The following is a 21,231-nucleotide window of genomic DNA, read 5'->3' as shown; positions in this document are numbered from 1 at the left end:
CGTGCTCAGTGCCGCCCGGCGTAGTCGCGCGCGAACTGGTAGGCCACGCGGCCGCTGCGCGAGCCGCGCTCCAGCGCCCAGACCAGCGCCTCGGCGCGCGCACCTTCGATGGTCTTGGCATCGGCGCCGAAGGAAGACAGCCACTGCGCGACGATCGCCAGGTACTCGTTCTGGCTGAAGGGATAGAAGCTCACCCAGAGGCCGAAGCGCTCCGACAGAGAGATCTTCTCCTCGATCACCTCGCCGGGATGAACCTCGCCGTCCTCGGTGTGGGTGTAGCTGAGGTTGTCCTTCATGTACTCGGGCAGCAGGTGGCGCCGGTTGCTGGTCGCATAGATCAGCACGTTGGGCGTGGCCGCGGCCACCGAGCCGTCGAGGATGGACTTGAGCGCCTTGTAGCCCGGCTCGCCCTCGTCGAAGCTCAAGTCGTCGCTGAAGACGATGAACTTCTCGGGCCGCTGCGACACCACCTCGACGATGTCGGGCAGGTCGGTCAGCTCGGCCTTGTCGACCTCGATCAGTCGCAGCCCCTGCGGTGCATAGGCGTGCAGGCAGGCGCGGATCAGGGAAGACTTGCCGGTGCCGCGAGCACCGGTCAGCAGCACGTTGTTGGCCGGCTTGCCCTCGACGAACTGGCGGGTGTTGCGCTCGATCTTTTCCTTCTGGACGTCGATTTCCTTCAGCGCATCGAGCGGCATGGGCGCCAAGTGGCGCACCGGCTCCAGCGTGCCATGCCCCGAGCTGCGGCGGCGGTAGCGCCAGGCAATCGAGGCGTTCCAGTCGGCGGGGGCGGACAGCGGCTGGGGAAGGATGGATTCGATGCGGCCGATCAACTGCTCGGCACGCTCGATCAACTTTTCGAACTTCTCATTCATGACCTGTAGTCGGCGTTGATGGACACATAGTCGTGGCTCAGGTCGCAGGTCCACACGGTGTCGGCGGCTTCACCGCGGCCGAGCGCGATGCGCACGGTGATCTCGCTCTGCTTCATCACGCGCTGGCCATCTTCCTCGCGGTAGGACGGATTGCGCCCGCCCTTGACGGCCACATGCACGTCGTCGAGGTAGAGATCGATGCCCGTCTGATCCAGGTCGGAGATCCCGGCATACCCGACTGCCGCCAGGATGCGGCCGAGGTTCGGGTCGCTCGCGTAGAACGCCGTCTTGACCAGCGGCGAATGCGCGACCGCATAGGCCACCTGCCGGCATTCGGCAGCGTCGCGGCCGCCCTCCACGCGCACGGTGATGAACTTGGTCGCGCCCTCGCCGTCGCGCACGATGGCTTGGGCCAGCTGGCGCGCGACCGCCTGCATCGCCTCGACCAGCGCACGGCCCTCGGCCGAGTCCAGCGAGTCGATGGTGGCATGCGCGGCCTGCTGCGTCGCGATCACCACGAAGGAGTCGTTGGTCGAGGTGTCGCCGTCGATGGTCACGCGGTTGAAGGAGGCCTCGGCCAGCGCCTTGGCCAAGGGCTGGATCAGGGCCGGCGCGATCTTCGCGTCAGTCGCCATGAAGCCCAGCATGGTCGCCATGTTGGGCCGGATCATGCCGGCGCCCTTGCTGATGCCGGTGACGGTGACGGTGGCTCCGCCGATCTGCAGCTGCCGGCTGAAAGCCTTGGGCACGGTGTCGGTGGTCATGATGCCCTCGGCCGCACGCGCCCAGTGGGCGGGTTGCGCATCGGCCAGCGCGGCCGGCAGGCCGGCCTCGATGCGGTCGATGGGCAGCGGCTCCATGATCACGCCGGTCGAGAAGGGCAGGATCTGCTCCGGCGCCACGTTGAGCTTGCGGGCCAGCGCGATGCAGGTGGCGCGCGTGCGTGCCAGCCCGTCCTCGCCGGTGCCGGCGTTCGCGTTGCCGGTGTTGATCAGCATCGCGCGGATGCCGAAGTCCTTCTGCAGGTGCTCGCGGCAGACCTGCACCGGCGCGGCGCAGAAGCGGTTCTGCGTGAAGACGCCGCCGACCGCGGCGCCCTCGTCGATCAGCACCACCGTCAGGTCCTTGCGGTTGGCCTTGCGCACGCCCGCTTCGGCCACGCCGATGCGAACGCCGGGCACCGCGTGCAGCGCGGCGGGATCGGGAGCGGAAAGATTCACGGGCATGGCGGGGGTTTCCGTTCGGCTATCAGGTGAGCTTGCCGTGGCAATGCTTGAATTTCTTGCCGCTGCCGCAGGGGCAGGGATCGTTGCGGCCCACGCGCGCGAAGGCAGCGGCGCCGGTCGCATGGCCGGTGGCGATCGCCGCCAGGCGGCGCTGGCTTTCCTCGTCGACGCGGACTTCGACCTCGCCGGTCTCGGTCGGCGCGCTGTAGGTGATGTTGGCCAGGTTCTCGCCGCGGCTTTCCATCGCCTCGGCGGCCTGCTCCAGCTGCTCGGTGGACTGAACGCGCACCGTCATCAGCTGGCGTGTGACTTCGTTCTTCACCGAATCGAGCAGCTGGCCGAAGAGCTCGAAGGCCTCGCGCTTGTATTCCTGCTTGGGCTGCTTCTGCGCATAGCCGCGCAGGTGGATGCCCTGGCGAAGGTAGTCCAGCGAGGCCAGATGCTCGCGCCAATGCGTGTCGATGCTCTGCAGCAGCACCATGCGCTCGAACTGCGTGAAGTTCTCCTGGCCGATCAGCGCCACCTTGGCGTTGAAGGCCTCGTTGGCCGCAGCGATCACTTTCTCGACGACGTCATCGTCGGTCATGGCAGTGGCGGCCTCCACTTCCTTCTGCAGCGGGAGGTCGATAGTCCATTCGCCGGACAGCGTCTTCTCGAGGCTGGCCAGGTCCCACTGCTCCTCGACCGATTCGGCCGGCACGTACTGGCGGACCAGGTCGGTGAAGCAGCCCTCGCGCAGGGCCTCGATCTGCGCCGTCAGGTCGCCGGCGTCGAGGATGTCGTTGCGCTGCTGGTAGATCACCTTGCGCTGGTCGTTCGACACGTCGTCGTACTCGAGCAGTTGCTTGCGGATGTCGAAGTTGCGCGCCTCGACCTTGCGCTGCGCGCTCTCGATGCTGCGGGTGACGATGCCGGCCTCGATCGCCTCGCCGTCCGGCATCTTGAGGCGGTCCATGATGGCCTTGACGCGGTCGCCCGCGAAGATGCGCATCAGCGGATCGTCCAGGCTCAGGTAGAAGCGCGAGGAGCCGGGGTCGCCCTGGCGGCCCGAGCGGCCGCGCAGCTGGTTGTCGATGCGCCGCGACTCGTGGCGCTCGGTGGCGATGATGCGCAGGCCGCCGACCGACTTGACGAACTCGTGGTCCTTGTCCCACTCCGCGCGCAGGCGCGCGATCTCGGCGGCCTTGGCCGAGGGGTCGAGTTCCTCGTTCGCCTCGACCGTTTCGATCACCTTTTCGACGTTGCCGCCGAGCACGATGTCGGTGCCGCGACCCGCCATGTTGGTCGCGATGGTGATCATCTTGGTCCGCCCCGCCTGCGCCACGATGTCGGCTTCGCGCGCGTGCTGCTTGGCGTTGAGCACCTGGTGCGGCAGGTCGGCCTTGACGAGCAGGCCGTCGATGATCTCGGAGTTCTCGATCGAGGAGGTGCCCACCAGCACCGGCTGGCCGCGCTCGTAGCACTCGCGGATGTCCTGGATGGCGGCCTCGTACTTCTCGCGCGTGGTCTTGTAGACGCGGTCGAGCTGGTCATCGCGCTTGCTCGGACGGTTGGGCGGAATGATCACGGTCTCCAGGCCGTAGATCTCCTGGAACTCGTAGGCCTCGGTGTCGGCCGTGCCGGTCATGCCGGCGAGCTTGGCGTAGAGGCGGAAGTAGTTCTGGAAGGTGATCGAAGCGAGGGTCTGGTTCTCGGCCTGGATCTCCACGCCTTCCTTGGCTTCCACGGCCTGGTGCAGGCCGTCGCTCCAGCGCCGGCCCGTCATCAGCCGGCCGGTGAATTCGTCGACGATCACGACCTCGCCCTGCTGCACCACGTAGTGCTGGTCGCGGTGGTAGAGATGCCGCGCGCGCAGCGCGGCATTGAGGTGATGCATCAGCGTGATGTTGGCCGGATCGTAGAGCGAGGCACCGTCGGGCAGCAGCTTGAACTCGGAGAGCACCTGCTCCGCCTTCTCGTGGCCGTCCTCGGTCAGGAACACCTGGTGCGTCTTCTCGTCGACCGTGAAGTCGCCCGGCTTGGTGACGCCCTCGCCGGTGCGCGGGTCGGCCTCGCCCTCCTGACGGGTGAGCAGCGGCACGACCTTGTTGATCGCCAGATACAGATCGGTGTGGTCCTCGGCCTGGCCGCTGATGATCAGCGGGGTGCGCGCCTCGTCGATCAGGATCGAGTCCACTTCGTCGACGATGGCGTAGTTCAGCCCGCGCTGCACCCGGTCCTGCGTCTCGTAGACCATGTTGTCGCGCAGGTAGTCGAAGCCGTACTCGTTGTTGGTGCCGTAGGTGATGTCGCTGCCGTAAGCCTGCTGCTTCTCCTCGCGCGGCATCTGCGGCAGGTTGATGCCGACCGTGAGCCCGAGGAAGTTGTAGAGGCGGCCCATCCAGCGCGCGTCGCGGTTGGCGAGGTAGTCGTTCACCGTCACCACATGCACGCCCTTGCCGGTCAGCGCATTCAGGTACACGGGGAGCGTGGCGGTCAGCGTCTTGCCTTCGCCGGTGCGCATCTCGGAGATCTTGCCGTAGTGCAGCGCCATGCCGCCGAGCAGCTGCACGTCGAAGTGGCGCATCTTCATCACGCGCTTGGAGCCCTCGCGCACGACGGCGAAGGCTTCGGGCAGCAGGTCGTCCAGCGTCTCGCCACGCGTCACGCGGTCCTTGAATTCCTGCGTCTTGGCCTGCAGCGCCTCGTCGCTGAGCTTTTCGAAGTCCGGCTCGAGCGCATTGATGCGCTCGACCGTCTTGCGATACTGCTTGAGGAGCCGGTCGTTGCGACTGCCGAAGATCTGGGTCAGGAAGTTGGTGGCCATGCGAGCGGGTCGACAGCGACCCCATGGCATGCGGGTCCGCGACCGAAATTCCTAAGATAGTGAAAGCAGGTGGGCGCGCCTGGCGCAAAATCAACACGCCAAATGGCACGCGCCCCGCCGGCACGAATGCCGGCAAACCGGGCATTTTAGCCGCGTTGCCATTTCCACTACCTAGTCATGAACCGTCGTTTGCACCCCGTCACCTTGCAGCAGGCTGCCGAGGATTCGCCCACGCTGGCGAGCCTGATCGCGCGGGCGCGCGACGCCTCCGAACGGCTTCAGGCGATCCAGGAACTGATCCCGCCCGAGATGCGCGCCGCGGTCCAGGCCGGGCCGGTGGAAGGGGACAGCTGGTGCCTGCTGGTGCGGGGCAGCGCCGCGGCGGCCAAGCTGCGGCAGCTGGTGCCTGCGCTGCAGGCGCGATTGAAGTCCAGAGGGTGGCCTGACGTGACCCTGCGCCTGAAAGTCCACACCCGCCATTGAGAAGCAGAACCTTGTCATCCAGAGTCTCTCGCATTGCACTATCGGCTTCGGCAGCTGCCATCGGCAGCATTGCGGCCTACTGGGCCCTCCTGGCGGCACGCCAAGGCCACATCCTGTTCAACGCCCGCAAGCACCCCGTCGTCCACCTGTCCGACGACTTCTCCACGTACTCGCACACCGTGCCGGGCGGGATGGTCCGGGGGTACGTCTACCACCCGCATGGCGAGGAGGCGCTGCAGGACCTGTTCATCTACTTCGCGGGCCGCGGCGAGGACGTTCGCGCCACGGCGCAGGCGCTGCACTGGCTTCCGGAAGGCTTCGGCTTTGCCGCAATCAACTATCGCGGGGTGGCCGACTCCGAGGGACACCCTTCCGAACTCGCCTCCGTGCAGGACGCGAGCCAGTTCGCCAATCACTTGCGCCGAGCCCTCCCGCACGCCCGCCTGCACGTCGTCGGCCGGAGCCTGGGCACGGGCGTGGCCATCCAGTTGGCGGCGCGACAGGAGATCGCGAGCCTGCAGCTGGTCACGCCCTACGACTCGATGCTGGAGGTGGCGAAGCGGCGCTTCCCGCTGGTTCCGCTTTCCCTGTTGCTGCGGCACCAGTTCAACTCCCTGGCGCACAGCAAGGAGGTCGCGGCGAAAACCCAGGTCCTCCTGGCCGAGCAGGACGATGTCGTGCTGCCGGAGCGCTCGCAGAAGCTCATCGCTGCCTGGCCGACGCCCATCAGCGTGCAGACCATCGCCGGCTCCGACCACCACAACATCATGGGCCTCGAGGCGACCTGGCTCCATCTCGTCGACTTCGCCCTGACGGCCATCCTCCCGGAGCCGAAGGCGGCTTGAGTTCCACCATGCTGCGTCGTCCGTCGCTCTCGCATCGCGAATGGGCACTGCTGGTTCTGCTCGCCTTGCTGCTGGCGGCCGCCTTCGTCGGACCTGATCTGCCCACCCCTGAACCGGCTGCCGCGCCCTTTGCCGACGACCGTGCCTGGTACGGGCTGCCGAACGCGATGGACGTGCTGAGCAATCTGGCCTTCGCGGCGATCGGCATCTGGGGCCTGCTCCAGCTGTACCGGCTGGACCGGACACGGGAGGCCGCCCAGGACACTGTGCCGCCGCCCGCGGCGACAAGGCAGGCGAGCGACAACGCACTCGATTGCGCCTGGCTGTTCTTCGCGGGCCTGATCCTCACCGCCGCCGGGTCGGCCTTCTATCACCTGCATCCCGACAGCCTGCGGCTGGCCGCGGATCGTGCCGGCATGGCCATCGCGTTCGCCGGCATCGTGGGCGTTGCGGTCTGCGACCGGGTGAGCACGCGCGCCGGCTGGCCGGCGGCCTGGTTCACTTTGGCCGGCGGCTTGCTGGCGGTGGGCGTCTTTCACGAGACCGGCAACGTGCTGCCATGGGCGTTGGTCCAGTTCGGCGGCATGGTGCTGCTCCTGGCGCTGGCGCTTGCCAAGCCGATGGGCAGCGGCATCGGGTTCAAGCCCGGTTGGGTGATCTTCTTCTACGGCCTGGCCAAGCTGTTCGAGCTTTCGGACCACGCAATCTTCGAGGCGACGCACGCGCTGATCTCGGGTCACACCCTCAAGCATCTGACTGCGGCGCTCGCGGCACTTCCCGTGCTGCACGCGGTTCGGGCAATGGGAAAGCGGCCTTTGCGACAGGATCCGGGCACACCCGCCATGACCGCCTGAGAAAGCCGCGGCAAATCCCGGTGGCGATCACGCCGGTGACAGCGAGCATCGCCGCGGTGTGGACGCCGACGGCCGCGAACGCCAGGGCCAGCGAACCCGCTGCGCCGACCTCCCCGGCCGACGCGTCGCCCAGGCAGAGCGGGATCAGCGCCGGCACCAGCATCAAGCCGGCACCGTGCGCGGTGGACATCATGAAGGACCAGAGCGCCAGTCCCGCATGTCCCGCCGGCGCGCGCGCCCGCTGGGGTGTGTGGCCCGACATGTGAAGCAGCGCGGCGACGATCAAAAGCCCGCCCGCCACCGCTTGCAGCACCACGCGATCCATCGACAGGCCGAAGGCCACCGCGGCCGCCACCAGCGCGACCGACGCGGCGTGCCCGAGCGCGATGGGCACCAGCGCCCGCAGCGCTTGCGCCCGATCGCGCGAACGCACGCCCCAGGCGGCAGCCCACATCCAGCCGGTGGCAGGATTCAGCCCGTGGAGGGCGCCGGCTCCTGCGACCGCCAGCCATGGCCAGAGGCTTGCCACGACATGTGCTCCGGCTCAGGCCGCGCGCCCGTCAATCGTGCACGCAGCACGAATGGGCGGCCGGCTTCGCCGCCGGTTCCGGCTCGTAGCGGTCGTGGTGGCGCACCCAATCCATCTTGTAGGGTCCGTCGCCCTCGTCGCGGCCCTTGGGCGTGAGGTCCAGCATGTTGTAGGTGCCCATCATCACTTCCACGCCACGCCCGTAGGTCGAGTAGGTGTGGAAGATTTCGCCCGCATCGTCCTTGTAGAACACGCTGATGCCGGGCCACTCCTCCGACGCCATCGGCCACTCGCCGTAGTTGTAGTGGAGCTTGCCCCGCGCCACCTCCTCCGGCGTGAAGCTGACACCGAAGTCGTGGTTGAAGTCGGTGCCATGCGAGGACACCCACTTGAACTGCCAGCCCATGCGCCGGCGAAAGCGCTCGATCTCTGCCAGCGGTGCGCGCGACATGGCCACGAAGCTGACGTCGCGATACGCCAGGTGCACGTTCATGCCGTCGGCGTGGTCGGCCATGAACGAGCAGCTCGGACAACCCTGCTCCCACCCCGGCGCGAGCATGAAGTGCTGCACCAGCAGCTGCCGGCGGTCTCCGAACAGCTCGGCCAGCGTGCGCCGGCCCTCGGGGGCTTCGAAGACGTAGTCCGCCTCGACACGCTCCCACGGCAGCGCGCGGCGTTCGCGCGCAATCTGATCGCGCAGGCGCGTCAGTTCTTTTTCGCGCGCCAGCAGGGTCTTGCGCTGCGCAATCCACTGCGCCTTCGACACGACGGGATGGTTCACTGTGTTCATGACGGGCTCCTGTCGTTGTTCGATGCGCTTCTGGGGCGCCGCACGGCGCGGACCTTTCCGCTCGCGCCGCCGCCGGCATAGAAGAGATCGGCCCCGTCGGACTCGAGCCCGCTGACGCCGGCGCCGCGCGGCATCTCCAGCCGCTCGAGCACAGCGCCGCTGGCCGGGTCGATGCGGCGGATGTCGCTCTCGTCTCCTTCCCACGTTCCATGCCACAGCTCGCCATCGACCCAGGTCACGCCTGTGACGAAGCGGTTGGACTCGATGGTGCGAATCACAGCACCGGTCGTGGGGTCGATCTGGTGGATCTTGCGGTCGCGGTACTGCCCCACCCACAGGCTGCCCTCGGCCCAGGTGAGCCCCGAGTCGCTCCCGCTGCCCGGCGCCGGGATCGACGCCACCACTTCGCCGGTGGCCGGATCGATCTTGTCGATGCGCGACTCGGCGATCTGGTAGAGGTGCTTGCCGTCGAAGGCGGTGCCGGCGTCGCCGGCGCAGGCCAGCGTGCGCGTGGGCTCGCCGCTTTCGGGGTCGAAGGCGATCAGCCTCGCGCCGGTGGCGGCCCAGACGCGCTGGCCGTCATGGGTCACGCCGGCCACCTGGTCGACTCCGGGAAAGGGACCGTACTCGCGGACGATCTCGGCCGCATGCACCGCGACCTGGGGTCTGCCCTTGCTTGTCTTGCTGCTCATCGCTGCTCCTTGTGGTGCGCCTCGGGATCGGCGCCTGGAGACAACTCTATTCAATCGGCAGCGCAGCAGGGAGTAACAAGATCGTCGTGAATCCGGCGAGCGGCGGGGCCAGCCAGCGCTGGGCCCGGGCCCGGCCGATGGAGCGCACGCGCCCCTCCGACTCGAGCTCGACCAGCGCGCGCTGGACGGTGCGCTGGCTGGCCCCCAGGGCCAAGGCCAGGGCCGAAGTCGACCAGGCCGCGCCATCGGAGAGCAGCGCCACCAGCGAAGCCTGCTCGCCGTCGATGGGCGGCGCGAGCACGACGACGGCGCGCTCGTCGCGTGGCCTGAGGACGAAGCCGCGCTGCGTCGACTCGATGTGCGCGAGCGTCCCGACGAGTGCGCGCAGGCGGCCGATTTCGACCCGCAGGCGCGCCCGATGCGTCTCGTCGGGGTACTGGGTGCGGAATGCGCAGGCAATCAAGGCTTCGCGATCCACATCCCCGGGCCACGCCTCGGCGAGCGCGCGCGCCAACGCGAACAGCACTGGCCGCCGCGCCAGCAGCCGCCATTCGGCATCGGCACCCAGGCCGCGCCGGCAGGCGTCGACCACCAGCGCGCCGGAGTCCAGGAGCGCGGCCACCTCGTCGAGGCGCAGCGCCTGCTCGCCGCCGGCGAAGAGGCGCCGCGCGGCAGGACGATCGAGCACCGCGCTCGCCTCCGCCACCTCGGCCTGGAGCGCCGGCACGCGTGCGCGATCGGCCGCTTCCTGCGCGCGGGCGAGCGCCGCCTGGGCCGGGCCGGTGCGCAGCGAGCGCAGCGCCAGCTCGGCCGTGCTCAACTCGGCCACCGCCGCCAGCGACGGCGGCAGGCCGCGCGCATCGAGGCCTGCCAACGCAGCCGCGGCTTCGTCGAGACGACCGAGCAGCAGCAGCCGGCGCGCCGCAATCAGCCGTGCCTGCAGCGCGTTGGCGTGATCGCCGCGTGCCTCGAGCGTGGCCGCAGCGGCCGCCAGCGAGCGCGGCGAGCCGCCGAGGTCGCGCATGGCCAGCGCCACCTCGGCCTCGGCAACGAGACAACGGGCGCGCGCCAGTTCCTCGTGGGCGCCGAAGCCGCGGGCGGCGCGCCGCAAGAGCTCGCGCGCTCTCGGATGCTCGCCGAGCTGGGCCATCGCAATGCCGCGCAGGGCCAGCGCCGGGGGGTCCTCGCGCAGGGCGACACGCTTGAGGGCGCCGAGCGCGTCGCCGGCAGCGAGGGCGCGCGCGGAGGCGGCGATGAGGGAATCCATGGCGACAGGCTACCAGCGCGCCGATGTCGCGCGCCGCCTTGCCGAGATGGGGGAGATGTTCGATGGTGCCGCTTGTCGGAATCGAACTGACGACCTACCGCTTACAAGGCGGTTGCTCTACCAACTGAGCTAAAGCGGCACGGGAATGGGCGTTGATTCTAACTTCGCCCCTGCACGCGCCGCTCCCCTGCTCCTGCGGCTACTTGATGCGCTTGAGCGAAGGACGCGAGCCGCCGCTGCCCGGCGGGCGGGGCGGATCCTCGGGGTCGGTCGGCGTGGACGCGGTGGTTGCCGTGCTGTCCTCCGTCGCGCCTTCGCCGCTGATCAGGTGCACCACTTTGCCGGGATCGGCTTCCGCGCCGCGGGAGGCATCACGCAGCGGCAGGCGCGCCGCGGGCGCTGCCGCACCGCCGGAGGTGCTGCCCGCATCGGCCGACGTCGCGCTCGGCGCTGGCGCGGGAAAGGCCATGCCCTGGCCGTTCTCGCGCGCATAGATCGCGATCACGCGGCCCACCGGCACGCTGATCTCGCGCGCGGTGCCGGCGAAGCGGGCCTTGAACTCGATGAAGTCGTTGCCCAGCTTGAGCGAACTGGTCGCATCGAAGCTGATGTTCAGCACGATCTCGCCGTTCTTCACGTACTCGCGCGGCACCTGCACGGTGTCGTCGACCTGCACCGCCACGTAGGGGGTGAAGCCGTTGTCCGTGCACCACTCGTAAAGCGCCCGGATCAGGTAGGGGCGGGTCGAAGAGGACTCCAGCGCATTGATCATGAAAAAAGCAGCAGCAGCATTCGGCGTTTACTTGCGCATGACCTTTTCGGAAGGCGTCAGCGCCTCGATGTAGGCGGGGCGCGAGAAGATGCGCTCGGCGTACTTCAGGAGCGGGGCGGCGTTCTTGCTCAGGTCGATGCCATAGTAATCCAGGCGCCAGAGCAGCGGCGCAATGGCGACATCCAGCATCGAGAAATTGTCGCCAAGCATGTATTTGTTCTTGAGGAACACGGGCGCGAGCTGGGTCAGGCGGTCGCGGATGTGCGAGCGGGCCTTTTCCAGCGCCTTCTCGTTGCCCTTGGCGCTGCGGTTCTCGAGCGTGGACACGTGCACGAACAGTTCCTTCTCGAAGTTGAGCAGGAACAGGCGCACGCGGGCGCGGTCGACCGGGTCGCCGGGCATCAGTTGCGGATGCGGGAAGCGCTCGTCGATGTACTCGTTGATGATGTTCGACTCGTACAGGATCAGGTCGCGCTCGACCAGGATCGGCACCTGGCCGTACGGGTTCATCACGCTGATGTCCTCGGGCTTGTTGTAGAGATCGACGTCGCGAATCTCGAAGTCCATGCCTTTTTCAAACAGCACGAAGCGGCAACGATGGGAGAAGGGGCAGGTCGTTCCTGAATACAAGACCATCATGGCTTAAGGCTCCTAAAAACTAAAAAGAGTGGGTAGCTCTCGGCAACCCACTCCGCAAGGACGCGCGCCGGCAAAGGCCGGCCGCGTTCCGTCCGTTACTTCACGTCTTTCCAATACGAGGCGTTGAGACGCCACACGAAGACGAGTGCCAACACCAGGAACAGCAGGACCCAGACGCCGACGCGGATGCGGGTGTTCTGCGCCGGCTCGGCCATCCACTGCAGGTAGGCCACGAGGTCGCCCATGGCCTGATCGAACTGAAGCGGCGTCATGGTGCCGGGCGAGACCTGCTCCCAACCCTTGAAGACCTCGGTCGCGTGACCGTGGGCTTCGACCTTGTCGAACACCGGGCGGCGATCGCCCTGCAGTTCCCACAGCGCATGGGGCATGCCGACGCTCGGGAACACCAGGTTGTTCCAACCGGTCGCCTTGGTGTCGTCGCGGTAGAAGGTGCGCAGGTAGGTGTACAGATAATCCGCCCCGGTGCCGCCGTGGCCGGCGCGCGAGCGCGCGACCAGCGTGAGGTCGGGCGGGACGCCGCCGAACCAGGCCTTGGCCTGGGCCGGGTCGAGGTTGGCCTTCATGGTCTCGCCGACCTTGTCGGTCGTGAACAGCAGGTTGTCCTTGATCTGCTGCTCGGTGATGCCGATGTCCTGCAGCCGGTTGTAGCGCATGAACGCCGCCGAATGGCAATTGAGGCAGTAGTTGACGAACAGCTTGGCGCCGTTTTGCAGGGCGGCCAGGTCGTTGGTCTTGTTCGGCGCCTTGTCCCAGGCGATGCCGCCCTCGGCGGCATGCGTGCCGGCCACGATGCCGAGCGCTGCGATCAACGTGAGGATCAGTTTCTTCATTGTTGTGTGCTCCGGCTCTCTCAGTGCGCGTGGAAGGTCACGCGCTCGGGCACCGGCTTGAATTCGCCGAGGCGGCTCCACCACGGCATCAGCAGGAAGAAACCGAAATAGAAGAGCGTACCGACCTGCGACACGCGCTCGCCGGTCGGCGAGGGCGGCTGGACGCCGAGGTAGGCGAGGACCACGAAGTTGATGACGAACAGGCCGTACAGGTACCAGTGCCAGGTCGGGCGGTAGCGGATCGAGCGCACCGGGCTGTGGTCCAGCCAGGGCAGGAAGAACAGGATGATGACCGCGCCTCCCATCACCACCACACCCCAGAACTTGGCGTCGATCGTCAGCATCATGGCGGCGACGCCGACGGCGACGATCACGATGACGGCCTTGAAGACCGCGGCGAGGTGCGCCTTCCAGACGCCGAAGGCAGCACCCGCGACCACGCAGGCGATCAGCGCATACATCATCTCGCTGGTGATGGCGCGCAGCATCGAGTAGTAGGGCGTGAAGTACCAGACCGGCGCGATGTGGTTCGGCGTCTTCAGCGAATCGGCCGGGATGAAGTTGTTGTACTCCAGGAAGTAGCCGCCGGCCTCGGGCGCGAAGAAGATCACGGCCGAGAAGATGGTGAGGAACACCACCACGCCGAAGATGTCGTGCACCGTGTAGTAGGGATGCGAAGGAATGCCGTCCAGCGGATGGCCGTCAGGGCCGCGCTTGGCCTTGATCTCGATGCCGTCCGGGTTGTTCGAGCCCACCTCGTGCAGCGCGATCAGGTGCGCGACCACCAGGCCGAGCAGCACCAGCGGCACCGCGATCACGTGGAAGCTGAAGAAGCGGTTGAGCGTGGCGTCGCTCACCACGTAGTCGCCGCGGATCAAGAGCGCCAGGTCGGGGCCGACGAAGGGGATGGCGGAGAACAGGTTGACGATCACCTGCGCGCCCCAGTAGCTCATCTGGCCCCAGGGCAGCAGATAGCCCATGAAGGCTTCGGCCATCAGGCACAGGAAGATGGCGCAGCCGAAGATCCAGATCAGCTCGCGCGGCTTGCGGTAGCTGCCGTAGATCAGGCCGCGGAACATGTGCAGGTACACCACGATGAAGAAGGCCGAGGCCCCCGTCGAGTGCATGTAGCGGATCAGCCAGCCCCAGGGCACGTCGCGCATGATGTACTCGACCGAGGCGAAGGCCAGCGTCGCGTCGGGCTTGTAGTGCATCACGAGGAAGATGCCGGTCACGATCTGGATCACGAGGACCAGCATCGCCAGCGAGCCGAAGATGTACCAGAAGTTGAAGTTCTTCGGCGCGTAGTACTGGCCCCACTGGTCGTTCCAGAGCTTGGTCAGCGGGAAGCGGTTGTCGACCCAGTTCAGCAGCTTGTCGCCGGCGGGGGCGTTGGGCGAGATTTCCTTGAATTCAGCCATGTTCCTTTTGCTCCTCAGGCCTTCTTGTCTTCGCCGATCAGAAGGCGCGTGTCGGAGAGGTACATGTGCGGGGGCACCGGCAGGTTGTCGGGCGCGGGCTTGTTCTTGAAGACGCGGCCGGCCAGGTCGAAGGTCGAGCCGTGGCAGGGGCAGAGGAAGCCGCCTTCCCAGTTGTCGGGCACCGAAGGCTGCGGGCCGGGTTGGAGCTTGTCGATGGGCGAGCAGCCGAGGTGGGTGCAGATGCCCACGACCACCAGGACCTCGGGCTTGATCGAGCGCGCCCCATTGCGCGCGTATTCGGGCGTGAACTCGTCGGGGTTGCGCTTGGACTGCGGATCGGCGAGCTGGCCGTCCAGCTTGGCCAGTTCGGCGACCTGGGCCGGCGAGCGCTTGAGGATCCACACCGGCTTGCCGCGCCATTCGACGGTCATCTTCTCGCCGGGCTGAAGACCACCGATGTCCACCTCGACGGGTGCGCCGGCGGCCTTGGCTTTTTCAGAAGGCTGGAAGGTGCTGACGAACGGGATGGCGGTGGCCACTCCGCCCACTGCGCCGGCACAGCCTGATGCGATCAACCACGTCCGCTTGCTGCTGTCGATCCGCTGGCGGCCGACGGAGATGTCACTCATGGGGGTCCTCAATCTTCTTCGCTGGGGGCTTGGGGGTCAGCCGGCGATTGTAGCGGAGCGTCACAAGCCGATTCAACGCGAGCGCGAGGCGTGGCCGCGAGCCACGCGCCCCTCTATACTGACCCGGACCAACAACAAGCACGCGAGGTAGGCCTCATGAGTTTTCTTAAGGAATTTCGCGAGTTCGCCGTCAAGGGCAACGTGGTCGACCTGGCAGTCGGCGTGATCATCGGCGCCGCTTTCGGCAAGATCGTCGACTCGATCGTCGCCGACATCATCATGCCGATCGTGGGCCTGGTGTTCGGCAGGCTCGACTTCTCGAACCTCTATGTGGTGCTGGGCACGATACCGCCGAACGTGGCAAACAACCTGGCAGACCTCAAGAAGGCCGGCGTGCCGGTGCTGGCCTACGGCAACTTCATCACCATCGTGGTCAACTTCGTGATCCTCGCCTTCATCATCTTCATGATGGTCAAGCAGATCAACAAACTGCGCAGGACGCAGGAGGAAGCACCCGCGCCGGCTGCGCCGCCCGAGGACATCGTGCTGCTGCGCGAGATCCGCGACAGCCTCAAGCGCCCCTGAACGCCAGCGCGCGCGCCATCCGGATCGCCTCGATCAGGCTGGACGCGTCGGCCCGCCCGCTGCCGGCGATGTCGAAGGCGGTGCCGTGATCGGGGCTGGTGCGCACCAGCGGCAAGCCCAGCGTCACGTTCACGCCCTTCTCCACGCCCAGGTACTTGACGGGGATCAGGCCCTGGTCGTGGTACATCGCGACGACCACGTCGAATTCGCCGGCGCGCTGCGCGGTGGCGCGGGCGCGCATGAAGACGGTGTCGGGCGCATGCGGTCCATCGGCGTCGATGCCCTGCGCGCGCGCGGCCGCGATGGCCGGCGCGATGATCTCGCGCTCTTCCGTGCCGAACAGGCCGCCCTCCCCTGCATGCGGATTCAGGCCGGCGACGCCGATCCTCGGCGCGCGCCCCAGCAGCGCCGACAGCGAATCGTGCGTGATGCGCAGTGTCTGCAGCACGCCCTCGAGGCTGACGGCCTCGATCGCCGCACGCAAGGACATATGGATGCTCACGAGCACGGTGCGCAGCTCGTCGTTGGCCAGCATCATGCGCACCGGCACGTCCGCCAGCGGCCGGCCCAGGTGGGCCGCGGCCTCGGCCTGCAGCAGCTCGGTGTGACCGGGGAAGGGATAGCCGGCTGCCGCCAGCGCCTCCTTGTGCAGCGGCGCGGTCACGATGCCCGCCACTTCGCCGCGCAGGGCGGCGCGCGCCGCCCAGACCACGCAGTCGCCGGCGATGCGGCCGGCGACCGCACTGATCGCACCGGGCGCGATCGCCTCGCCGGGTGGGGCCACGACCTGCACAACGGGAATGCAGTGCGGCGGCACGGCGAGCGCCTCGGCCGGCGCCTCGATCAGCGCGACCGGCAGCGCGGGCCGTCCCGGCGCCTCGAGCGCCTGCGCCGCCCGGCGCACGAGCCCCAGGTCGCCGGCCACGAAGCAGCCCCGCGCGAGCTCGGGCGCGTCGCGAAAGGCACGCGCGATGATCTCGGGGCCGATGCCCGCGGGATCGCCCAGGGTGATGGCGAGGGCCTGGCTCTTCACGCCGGGTTGTCGATGTCGATGAACTGATGCGCGAGGCCCAGCTGCGCGGCCACATGATCTGCCACCGCGGGCGCGCCGTAGCGCTCGGTCGCATGGTGGCCGCAGGCCAGGAAAGCCACGCCCATCTCGCGCGCATAGTGGGCCTGGGGCTCCGAGATCTCGCCGGTGATGAAGGCGTCCGCGCCGGCAGCGATCGCGGCCTCGAAGTAGCCCTGCGCCCCGCCGGTGCACCAGGCGATGTTGCGGATGGGCCGCGGCTTCGGCACGTCGACCAGCGTGATCTTCTTGCCCAGCGCCTGCTCCACGTGCGCGGCCAGCGCACGGGCGTGGTCGAAGCTCTCGCCATTGCCGGGCGCGCCGAGGAAGCCGATCTCCTGCTCGCCGAAGCGGCCGGTCGAGCCCGCGTGTGCGACCAGGCCCAGCTTCAGCCCGAGCTGGGCGTTGTTGCCGAGCTCGGGATGGGCATCCAGCGGCAGGTGGTAGGCGAACAGGCTCACGTCGTCGCCGAGCAGCAGGCCCAGCCGCTGCTTCATCCAGCCGGTCACGCGGCCGTCCTGGCCGCGCCAGAACAGGCCGTGGTGGACGAAGATCGCGTCGGCTTCGGCATGGATGGCGGCCTCGATCAGCGCGCGGCTCGCGGTCACGCCGGAGACGATCTTGCGCACCGAGGTGCGGCCCTCGACCTGCAGGCCGTTGGGTCCGTAGTCCTTGAAGCGCTCGGGCGCGAGCAGCAGGTCGAAGGCGTGCAACAGCTCGTGTCGGGTGGTGCTCATCGCGCCATTGTGGACCCGCTCGCGGCCAGGGGCGCGCAATCGTCAGGGTTTCCCCTAGATGGACAGGAGCCGGAATAGCCCCGCCGCGCGCAGGCGCACCGGAACGGCCCGGACCTTGAGGGACAATGCAACTCCTCGACGCCGGCTTTGCACGGCAACGCTGCAACCCTCCTTCTCCTCCCTGCTTTTTCATGAAACGCACCTGGCTGCTGTTCGCCCAAGCCGTGACCGTGATGCTCGCGGCCTATTTCGTCGTCGCCACGCTCAAGCCCGAATGGATCGGCCGGCGCGCCACATCGCTGGGCGGCGTTGTGTCGGTGATCGAGGCGCCGGCGTCCAACCCCTCGGCGATGACACCCGGCAGCCTGAGCGCGGCTGCCAAGAAGGCCTCCCCGGCCGTGGTCAGCATCAACACCAGCAAGGCGGCGCGGCGCAGCCCGCGCAGCGACGACCCGTGGTTCCGCTTCTTCTTCGGCGACCAGGGCGACCAGCCGCAAATCGGGCTGGGCAGCGGCGTGATCGTGAGCGCCGACGGCTACATCCTCACCAACAACCATGTGGTGGAGGGCGCCGACGAGATCGACGTCACGCTCAACGACAGCCGCCACGCACGCGGCAAGGTGATCGGCACCGACCCCGACACCGACCTCGCGGTGCTCAAGATCGAGCTCGACAAGCTGCCCGTGGTCGTGCTGGGCAACTCGGACAACCTGCAGGTGGGCGACCAGGTGCTGGCCATCGGCAATCCCTTCGGCGTCGGCCAGACCGTGACCAGCGGCATCGTCTCGGCGCTGGGGCGCAACCAGCTGGGCATCAACACCTTCGAGAACTTCATCCAGACCGATGCCGCCATCAACCCCGGCAACTCGGGCGGCGCGCTGATCGACGTGAACGGCAACCTCGAGGGCATCAACACCGCGATCTACTCGCGCTCGGGCGGCAGCATGGGCATCGGCTTCGCCATCCCGGTCTCCACCGCCAAGCAGGTGCTGGAAGACATCGTCAAGGAGGGCAAGGTCACGCGCGGCTGGATCGGCGTCGAGCCGAACGACCTCTCGCCGGAGCTGGCGGAGACCTTCGGCGTCAAGGCCCGCAAGGGCGTGATCATCACCGGCGTGCTGCAGAACGGCCCGGCCGCGCGGGCGGGCGTCCGCCCCGGGGACGTGATCACCGGCGTCGGCGAGAAGCAGATCGGCAACGTGCAGGAGCTGCTGACGGCGGTCGCGGGGCTCAAGCCCGGCGGCGCCACGCGCTTCGCGCTTCAACGCGGCAGCGACAAGATGGAGCTGGACGTCACGCCGGGCCTTCGGCCCCGCAGTCCGGTGCGCCGCGCGCCGCAGACCGAGTAGTCGACGCCGGTCAGGGCTGCGGCGAGTCGGCGCTTTCGCTTTCGTCGGGTGCCTTGCTGTGCTTGACGAAGTAGCGCGCGGCGACGATGCCGACTTCATAGAGCACACACATCGGGATCGCCAACGCGAGCTGCGAGACCACGTCGGGCGGCGTGAGCACCGCCGCCACCACGAAGGCCAGCACGATGAAGTAGCCGCGGAAGCTCTTCAGCTTCTCGATGGTGACCATTTCGAAGCGCACGAGCAGCATCACGACGATCGGCACCTGGAAAGCCACGCCGAACGCAAGATAGAGCGACAAGATGGCTTCGACGTACGACGCGATGTCAGGCGTGGCCGCCACCGCCTCAGGCGTGAATTTCTGGATGAAGCCGAACATCTTGTCGAGCACGAAGAACTGCACGAAGGCGATGCCGGCATAGGCCAGGAAGCTGCCGAAGATGATGAGCGGCAGCGCGAACTTCTTTTCGTGGCTGTAGAGGCCGGGCGCGACGAACATCCAGGCTTGATACATGAGCCAGGGGAGGGTCAGCAGCACCGCCGCCATCATCAGCGCCTTCAGCGGCACGAAGAAGGGCGAGAACACGCCCACCGCGATCAGCTTGGCATCGGGCGGCATGTGGGAGCGGATCGGCACCGCGATCAGGTCGATCAGGCCGCTCGGGCCGGGCCAGATCGCCAGCAGGACGCCTGCGATCGCGAGCCCGTAGACGCAGTAGAGCAGGCGGTCGCGCAGCTCCATCAGGTGCGCGACGAAAGGCTGCTCGGTGCCGGCCAGCTCGTCTTCTTTATTCTTGTCGGGGGAATCGGCCATGTGGGGGCGCTGCGGGCGAAGTTGGGGGGGCGCGCTGCGCGCGGCCGGAACGAGCGGACGGCTCTCAGTTGATCTTGTGCGGGCGGTAACGGGCCACGCGCGCTGCGCCCGAAAGCGCCCGAGTGCGGACGCCGTTGCGTGCCTTGTACCACTGCGGCATGGCGCCCTGCTTCAGGCGCCACTTCTTGCGGGGGTGCTTGTACTCGGGGTAGCTCGGTGTCGGCTCGGTCAGCTCGGAGCTGGTTTGGCCGACTTCGGAGAACTGCTTCTCGAACTCGCTGGCGCCGGTCTGAATGCTGTGCTCGACGTCACGGGCGGCATCCTGGACCGTGTCCTTCATCTTGCGCAATTCGTCGAGGTCCATCGAGCGATTGACCTCGGCCTTGACGTCGTTCACGTAGCGCTGGGCCTTGCCCAGCAGCGTGCCGACGGTGCGCGCCACCCGCGGCAGCTTTTCGGGGCCAATCACGATCAGCGCGACGGCGCCGATCAACGCCAGTTTCGAGATGCCGAGGTCGATCACGGAGGCAGCGTGCTCAGGACTTCTGGCGCGCTTCGACGTCGATGGTCGACTTGTCGGCGTTGCTGGCGTTGGCGCTTACCTGGGGATTGGGGGTGGCGGGCGTCTCGGGCGTCGAGCCGTCCTTCATGCCGTCCTTGAAGCCCTTGACGGCGCCGCCCAGGTCGGAGCCCATGTTGCGCAGCTTCTTGGTGCCGAAAATCATCACGACGACGAGCAGCACGATCAGCCAGTGCCAGATGGAAAGTGAACCCATGGATTACTCCTGAAGAATGTTCGATTTTAGTCGGCGCGAGAGGCGGCCTCCGGCGCAGAACGGAATATCAACCCTTGAGCCAGGGGCGGGGTCCGCCCATGACATGGACATGGAGATGGTGAACCTCCTGCCCGCCCTCGGCGCCCGTGTTCACAACGATTCGGTAGCCGCCCTGCGGATAGGGCCGGCAGCCCTGCTCGAGGGCCAGCTTGGGGGCCAGGGTCATGATTCGGCCGAGCAGCGCCGAGTCTTCCGGCGTGACCTGGGCCATCGAGGGAATGTGGCACTTGGGCACCAGCATGAAGTGCACGGGCGCCCAGGGCGCGATGTCGTGGAAGCCGAACAGCTCGTCGTCCTCGTAGACCTTGCGCGAGGGGATCTGGCCCGCAACGATTTTGCAGAAGATGCAGTTCGGATCAGAGGACATTCGAAGGCTCCATGGAACGGCCCGCATTCATGCGCACCATCCCCTTGACGATGCGATAGAGGAACCACAGTGAAATCAGCGCCCAGGCGATCCAGCCGGGCAGCAGCAACAGCAGCCAGAGCCAGGAGGTCAGGATGTAGGCCAGGCCGGCCCACAGCACCGAGCGGATGCGCCAGCTGAAATGCGAGGCCTGCCAGGTGCCGGCGGCATCGTCGCGCTTGACCAGGTCGATGACCAGCGCGATCAGCAGCAGTGCGATGGAGGCTTGCGTACCGGGCAGCACGGCGCCTACGGCGACGACCAGATGCAGGATGTAACTGATCCAGCCCCAGGTCTTGAGCGACGAATCGGGCTCGACGGTCACGATGTCGTTGGGCATGGCGTCCTCTCAGTCTCGGTCGTTGGACTCAATCGTTGGAAACTTCGCGGTCCTGCGCCTTGCGCAGGGCCTTTTCCTCGATGCCGCTGGTGCCTGCGCGCCGCTCCAGCTCGGCGACCACGTCGCGCGGCGAGAAGCCGTAGTGGGCCAGGGCCACCATGCTGTGGAACCAGAGATCGGCCACTTCGTTCACTATTTTCGTGCGTTCGCCGCCGTGGTCGGCGTCCTTGGCGGCCATCACCACCTCGGTGGCCTCCTCTCCGATCTTCTTGAGGAAGGCGTCGGGGCCGCGGTGCAGCAGGCGCGCGACATAGCTCTTGTCGGGATCGCCGCCGTGGACGGGCAGACGGCTCTCGATCACGGCGGCCAGGCGGGCCAGTGCGTCTTCCATCGGATGTTGCGGGGCGTCAGTGCTC

The 21,231-nt window shown here is 67.5% G+C and carries 25 protein-coding genes and 1 tRNA gene; 5 read left to right on the top strand and 21 right to left on the bottom strand.

What is annotated here, in order from left to right; translation table 11 throughout:
* Window positions 1–5: 5 nt before the first annotated feature.
* Genes GXN78_RS20145 through secA form a run of 3 tightly spaced genes read right to left on the bottom strand, consistent with a single transcriptional unit; the run spans window position 6 to window position 4,907 of the window.
* Entirely contained in the window at window positions 6–875 is an 870-nt protein-coding gene (locus tag GXN78_RS20145; protein ID WP_106554991.1) for an ATP-binding protein, read from the bottom strand.
* Window positions 872–2,101, bottom strand: coding sequence for a bifunctional glutamate N-acetyltransferase/amino-acid acetyltransferase ArgJ (gene argJ, locus GXN78_RS20140; RefSeq protein WP_106554992.1), 1,230 nt, complete (start codon window positions 2,099–2,101; stop codon window positions 872–874). Before argJ ends, GXN78_RS20145 begins: the two co-directional genes overlap by 4 nt.
* Window positions 2,102–2,123: 22 nt before the next feature.
* Window positions 2,124–4,907, bottom strand: a complete 2,784-nt coding sequence (gene secA / locus GXN78_RS20135; RefSeq protein ID WP_106554993.1) for a preprotein translocase subunit SecA — start codon at window positions 4,905–4,907, stop codon at window positions 2,124–2,126.
* A gap of 177 nt (window positions 4,908–5,084) precedes the next feature.
* On the opposite strand from secA, the gene GXN78_RS20130 reads away from it, so the two are divergent.
* Genes GXN78_RS20130 through GXN78_RS20120 form a run of 3 tightly spaced genes read left to right on the top strand, consistent with a single transcriptional unit; the run spans window position 5,085 to window position 7,089 of the window.
* Window positions 5,085–5,390: a hypothetical protein gene (locus tag GXN78_RS20130; protein WP_106554994.1), complete on the top strand. Its 306-nt coding sequence runs from the start codon at window positions 5,085–5,087 to the stop codon at window positions 5,388–5,390.
* 11 nt (window positions 5,391–5,401) lie between these two features.
* Window positions 5,402–6,235 (top strand): alpha/beta fold hydrolase, encoded by an 834-nt coding sequence (locus GXN78_RS20125; RefSeq protein WP_106554995.1) that lies wholly within the window; start codon window positions 5,402–5,404, stop codon window positions 6,233–6,235.
* An 8-nt stretch (window positions 6,236–6,243) separates the two neighbouring features.
* Window positions 6,244–7,089, top strand: coding sequence for a hypothetical protein (locus tag GXN78_RS20120; RefSeq protein WP_239142777.1), 846 nt, complete (start codon window positions 6,244–6,246; stop codon window positions 7,087–7,089).
* Here GXN78_RS20120 and GXN78_RS20115 read toward each other — a convergent pair.
* The 10 genes from GXN78_RS20115 to petA all read right to left on the bottom strand — a co-directional run bounded on the left by GXN78_RS20115 (window position 6,980) and on the right by petA (window position 14,679).
* Window positions 6,980–7,618, bottom strand: a complete 639-nt coding sequence (locus tag GXN78_RS20115; protein WP_239142776.1) for a hypothetical protein — start codon at window positions 7,616–7,618, stop codon at window positions 6,980–6,982. The genes GXN78_RS20120 and GXN78_RS20115 overlap by 110 nt on opposite strands.
* 31 nt (window positions 7,619–7,649) lie before the next feature.
* On the bottom strand, window positions 7,650–8,408 hold the full coding sequence (locus GXN78_RS20110; RefSeq protein WP_106554996.1) for a thioredoxin family protein: 759 nt from the start codon (window positions 8,406–8,408) through the stop codon (window positions 7,650–7,652).
* Entirely contained in the window at window positions 8,405–9,100 is a 696-nt protein-coding gene (locus tag GXN78_RS20105) for a hypothetical protein (RefSeq protein WP_106554997.1), read from the bottom strand. Before GXN78_RS20105 ends, GXN78_RS20110 begins: the two co-directional genes overlap by 4 nt.
* Before the next feature lie 46 nt (window positions 9,101–9,146).
* Entirely contained in the window at window positions 9,147–10,367 is a 1,221-nt protein-coding gene (locus GXN78_RS20100) for a helix-turn-helix domain-containing protein (RefSeq protein WP_106554998.1), read from the bottom strand.
* A 63-nt stretch (window positions 10,368–10,430) separates the two neighbouring features.
* Window positions 10,431–10,506 (bottom strand) — tRNA-Thr (locus GXN78_RS20095).
* A 60-nt stretch (window positions 10,507–10,566) separates the two neighbouring features.
* Window positions 10,567–11,139, bottom strand: coding sequence for a ClpXP protease specificity-enhancing factor (locus tag GXN78_RS20090; protein WP_106554999.1), 573 nt, complete (start codon window positions 11,137–11,139; stop codon window positions 10,567–10,569).
* Between the two features lie 27 nt (window positions 11,140–11,166).
* The gene (locus GXN78_RS20085) at window positions 11,167–11,778 is read right to left on the bottom strand and encodes a glutathione S-transferase N-terminal domain-containing protein (RefSeq protein ID WP_068684852.1); all 612 of its coding nucleotides are present in this window, start codon (window positions 11,776–11,778) and stop codon (window positions 11,167–11,169) included.
* Window positions 11,779–11,873: 95 nt separating this feature from the next.
* The gene (locus tag GXN78_RS20080) at window positions 11,874–12,629 is read right to left on the bottom strand and encodes a cytochrome c1 (protein ID WP_106555000.1); all 756 of its coding nucleotides are present in this window, start codon (window positions 12,627–12,629) and stop codon (window positions 11,874–11,876) included.
* A 20-nt stretch (window positions 12,630–12,649) separates the two neighbouring features.
* A complete protein-coding gene (locus tag GXN78_RS20075; RefSeq protein WP_106555001.1) occupies window positions 12,650–14,050 on the bottom strand; it encodes a cytochrome bc complex cytochrome b subunit in 1,401 nt (466 codons plus the stop codon).
* A gap of 14 nt (window positions 14,051–14,064) precedes the next feature.
* Entirely contained in the window at window positions 14,065–14,679 is a 615-nt protein-coding gene (gene petA / locus GXN78_RS20070; protein ID WP_106555002.1) for a ubiquinol-cytochrome c reductase iron-sulfur subunit, read from the bottom strand.
* Between the two features lie 156 nt (window positions 14,680–14,835).
* Between petA and mscL the strand changes: the two genes are divergently transcribed.
* Entirely contained in the window at window positions 14,836–15,264 is a 429-nt protein-coding gene (gene mscL, locus GXN78_RS20065; RefSeq protein WP_106555003.1) for a large conductance mechanosensitive channel protein MscL, read from the top strand.
* Here mscL and pdxA read toward each other — a convergent pair.
* Window positions 15,251–16,297 carry a 4-hydroxythreonine-4-phosphate dehydrogenase PdxA gene (gene pdxA, locus GXN78_RS20060; RefSeq protein ID WP_106555004.1) on the bottom strand — a complete coding sequence of 349 codons (1,047 nt, stop codon included), beginning with the start codon at window positions 16,295–16,297 and terminating at the stop codon, window positions 15,251–15,253. The two genes, mscL and pdxA, sit on opposite strands and share 14 nt — an antisense overlap.
* Window positions 16,294–17,070 carry a Nif3-like dinuclear metal center hexameric protein gene (locus GXN78_RS20055; protein ID WP_106555005.1) on the bottom strand — a complete coding sequence of 259 codons (777 nt, stop codon included), beginning with the start codon at window positions 17,068–17,070 and terminating at the stop codon, window positions 16,294–16,296. Before GXN78_RS20055 ends, pdxA begins: the two co-directional genes overlap by 4 nt.
* A 191-nt stretch (window positions 17,071–17,261) precedes the next feature.
* Here GXN78_RS20055 and GXN78_RS20050 point away from each other — a divergent pair, with 191 nt between their 5' ends.
* Entirely contained in the window at window positions 17,262–18,419 is a 1,158-nt protein-coding gene (locus GXN78_RS20050; protein WP_106555006.1) for a trypsin-like peptidase domain-containing protein, read from the top strand.
* 10 nt (window positions 18,420–18,429) lie between these two features.
* On the opposite strand, the gene tatC is transcribed toward GXN78_RS20050, so the two are convergent.
* From tatC to GXN78_RS20020, 6 genes are all read right to left on the bottom strand, one after another.
* The gene (tatC, locus tag GXN78_RS20045) at window positions 18,430–19,233 is read right to left on the bottom strand and encodes a twin-arginine translocase subunit TatC (RefSeq protein ID WP_106555007.1); all 804 of its coding nucleotides are present in this window, start codon (window positions 19,231–19,233) and stop codon (window positions 18,430–18,432) included.
* Window positions 19,234–19,297: 64 nt separating this feature from the next.
* Complete coding sequence (tatB, locus tag GXN78_RS20040) at window positions 19,298–19,756, bottom strand: Sec-independent protein translocase protein TatB (RefSeq protein ID WP_106555008.1); 459 nt, start codon at window positions 19,754–19,756, stop codon at window positions 19,298–19,300.
* A 13-nt stretch (window positions 19,757–19,769) separates the two neighbouring features.
* Window positions 19,770–20,009: a Sec-independent protein translocase subunit TatA gene (gene tatA, locus GXN78_RS20035; protein ID WP_106555009.1), complete on the bottom strand. Its 240-nt coding sequence runs from the start codon at window positions 20,007–20,009 to the stop codon at window positions 19,770–19,772.
* Between the two features lie 67 nt (window positions 20,010–20,076).
* Window positions 20,077–20,436: a histidine triad nucleotide-binding protein gene (locus GXN78_RS20030; RefSeq protein ID WP_106555010.1), complete on the bottom strand. Its 360-nt coding sequence runs from the start codon at window positions 20,434–20,436 to the stop codon at window positions 20,077–20,079.
* The gene (locus GXN78_RS20025; protein WP_106555011.1) at window positions 20,426–20,815 is read right to left on the bottom strand and encodes a hypothetical protein; all 390 of its coding nucleotides are present in this window, start codon (window positions 20,813–20,815) and stop codon (window positions 20,426–20,428) included. The genes GXN78_RS20030 and GXN78_RS20025 overlap by 11 nt, the downstream gene beginning before the upstream one ends.
* 28 nt (window positions 20,816–20,843) lie before the next feature.
* Window positions 20,844–21,206: a phosphoribosyl-ATP diphosphatase gene (locus tag GXN78_RS20020; RefSeq protein ID WP_106555012.1), complete on the bottom strand. Its 363-nt coding sequence runs from the start codon at window positions 21,204–21,206 to the stop codon at window positions 20,844–20,846.
* Between the last annotated feature and the right edge of the window lie 25 nt (window positions 21,207–21,231).

It is taken from the genome of Variovorax sp. WS11 (assembly GCF_010499245.1).
Lineage (GTDB): Bacteria > Pseudomonadota > Gammaproteobacteria > Burkholderiales > Burkholderiaceae_C > Variovorax.
Note: the sequence above shows the minus strand (reverse complement) of the source record. Positions and strands in the feature narration are given on the sequence as shown.

What these genes read in the sequence shown, in the direction of transcription:
- petA (WP_106555002.1), bottom strand. Translation starts at nt 14,679, where the DNA reads ATGAGTGACATCTCCGTCGGCCGCCAGCGGATCGACAGCAGCAAGCGG.
- GXN78_RS20110 (WP_106554996.1), bottom strand. Translation starts at nt 8,408, where the DNA reads ATGAACACAGTGAACCATCCCGTCGTGTCGAAGGCGCAGTGGATTGCG.
- GXN78_RS20080 (WP_106555000.1), bottom strand. Translation starts at nt 12,629, where the DNA reads ATGAAGAAACTGATCCTCACGTTGATCGCAGCGCTCGGCATCGTGGCC.
- secA (WP_106554993.1), bottom strand. Translation starts at nt 4,907, where the DNA reads ATGGCCACCAACTTCCTGACCCAGATCTTCGGCAGTCGCAACGACCGG.
- tatA (WP_106555009.1), bottom strand. Translation starts at nt 20,009, where the DNA reads ATGGGTTCACTTTCCATCTGGCACTGGCTGATCGTGCTGCTCGTCGTC.
- GXN78_RS20050 (WP_106555006.1), top strand. Translation starts at nt 17,262, where the DNA reads ATGAAACGCACCTGGCTGCTGTTCGCCCAAGCCGTGACCGTGATGCTC.
- GXN78_RS20020 (WP_106555012.1), bottom strand. Translation starts at nt 21,206, where the DNA reads ATGGAAGACGCACTGGCCCGCCTGGCCGCCGTGATCGAGAGCCGTCTG.
- GXN78_RS20085 (WP_068684852.1), bottom strand. Translation starts at nt 11,778, where the DNA reads ATGATGGTCTTGTATTCAGGAACGACCTGCCCCTTCTCCCATCGTTGC.
- argJ (WP_106554992.1), bottom strand. Translation starts at nt 2,101, where the DNA reads ATGCCCGTGAATCTTTCCGCTCCCGATCCCGCCGCGCTGCACGCGGTG.
- GXN78_RS20100 (WP_106554998.1), bottom strand. Translation starts at nt 10,367, where the DNA reads ATGGATTCCCTCATCGCCGCCTCCGCGCGCGCCCTCGCTGCCGGCGAC.
- GXN78_RS20090 (WP_106554999.1), bottom strand. Translation starts at nt 11,139, where the DNA reads ATGATCAATGCGCTGGAGTCCTCTTCGACCCGCCCCTACCTGATCCGG.
- GXN78_RS20025 (WP_106555011.1), bottom strand. Translation starts at nt 20,815, where the DNA reads ATGCCCAACGACATCGTGACCGTCGAGCCCGATTCGTCGCTCAAGACC.
- tatC (WP_106555007.1), bottom strand. Translation starts at nt 19,233, where the DNA reads ATGGCCGATTCCCCCGACAAGAATAAAGAAGACGAGCTGGCCGGCACC.
- GXN78_RS20030 (WP_106555010.1), bottom strand. Translation starts at nt 20,436, where the DNA reads ATGTCCTCTGATCCGAACTGCATCTTCTGCAAAATCGTTGCGGGCCAG.
- GXN78_RS20120 (WP_239142777.1), top strand. Translation starts at nt 6,244, where the DNA reads ATGCTGCGTCGTCCGTCGCTCTCGCATCGCGAATGGGCACTGCTGGTT.
- GXN78_RS20145 (WP_106554991.1), bottom strand. Translation starts at nt 875, where the DNA reads ATGAATGAGAAGTTCGAAAAGTTGATCGAGCGTGCCGAGCAGTTGATC.
- GXN78_RS20055 (WP_106555005.1), bottom strand. Translation starts at nt 17,070, where the DNA reads ATGAGCACCACCCGACACGAGCTGTTGCACGCCTTCGACCTGCTGCTC.
- mscL (WP_106555003.1), top strand. Translation starts at nt 14,836, where the DNA reads ATGAGTTTTCTTAAGGAATTTCGCGAGTTCGCCGTCAAGGGCAACGTG.
- GXN78_RS20130 (WP_106554994.1), top strand. Translation starts at nt 5,085, where the DNA reads ATGAACCGTCGTTTGCACCCCGTCACCTTGCAGCAGGCTGCCGAGGAT.
- GXN78_RS20105 (WP_106554997.1), bottom strand. Translation starts at nt 9,100, where the DNA reads ATGAGCAGCAAGACAAGCAAGGGCAGACCCCAGGTCGCGGTGCATGCG.
- GXN78_RS20075 (WP_106555001.1), bottom strand. Translation starts at nt 14,050, where the DNA reads ATGGCTGAATTCAAGGAAATCTCGCCCAACGCCCCCGCCGGCGACAAG.